Below are 1,006 nucleotides of genomic sequence, written 5' to 3'. Positions count from 1 at the left end.
GGGATTAGTTAATGCTCAAGCAGCTGCTACTGTAATTCAAAAGCACCAACAACAGAATGCAGTTATATATGAATTGCAATTAGCGACCGGTCAAAGTTATACTATTGATGTTGCTTCAACTGGTACAGCGCCTTTGATGGCTTCAATATCTTGGACTGACCCTGCAGGTGTGGCCAATACATCTAATGCTATTGATCCAACTAATCTCAATTTGGTTAACGACTTAGATATAAGAGTAACACAAGGAACTAATACCTACTTTCCTTGGACCTTAAATCCTGCTGCTCCTTATGATGAACCTGTTAGAACCGCAGATAACTTCAGAGATAACTTTGAAAAAGTCCAAGTAGATAATCCAAGTGGTGTTTACACTATTACGGTTACCCACAAAAACAGCATTTCTAATGGACCTCAAAAATTCTCGTTAATCGTTTCATCAGGTAACAATATTACACTCTCAAATAATGAGTTTTCAGCCGATAACAGTCAGATTATGGTTTATCCAAACCCAGCTAACTCGGTTTTGAATATCGGTACTAAATCGTTGTTGAATTTACAAGAAGTAACCATTATTGATATTTCCGGGAAAGAAGTATACAAAAGAGTAAATTCACTTTCTTCAGAAAGTATCGACGTTTCTTCATTGGCTTCAGGAGTATACTTTGTAACCTTTAAGTCGGATTACGGTGTAACTACCAAAAAATTCATCAAAGAATAACTTCAATTCACTTTTGATATGCGAAACCATCCTAGATATAGGATGGTTTTTTTATGATTTTATTACCAATACTTTTGTGTATTTTTGTCCCGAAAATTATTCCAATGCGCTATCTTTTATTTATAGTTTTTTTACTTTCAATCCAATCTGTTTCTTCCCAAAGAGACAGAAGTGCTAAGCTCGGTACACTGGACCAAAATGTTAAACCAACCTCCAGAAATACTTCTGTTAAAGATACCTCCGCCACTAAGGAAGTGAAAAAGGCACCCTATGATTTTTACAGAATTA

2 protein-coding genes are annotated in these 1,006 nt (G+C 35.6%); both read left to right on the top strand.

What is annotated here, in order from left to right:
• Positions 1–718 (top strand): T9SS type A sorting domain-containing protein (locus V7D82_RS13805; protein WP_333601527.1); only part of this gene is annotated, 718 nt, incomplete at its 5' end.
• Between the two features lie 104 nt (positions 719–822).
• Positions 823–1,006 (top strand): hypothetical protein (locus tag V7D82_RS13800; protein ID WP_333601526.1); only part of this gene is annotated, 184 nt, incomplete at its 3' end.

The organism is Flavobacterium sp. (assembly GCF_036741995.1).
In the GTDB taxonomy this organism is placed as follows: domain Bacteria; phylum Bacteroidota; class Bacteroidia; order Flavobacteriales; family Flavobacteriaceae; genus Flavobacterium.
This window is presented reverse-complemented; position numbering and strand designations above follow the sequence as displayed.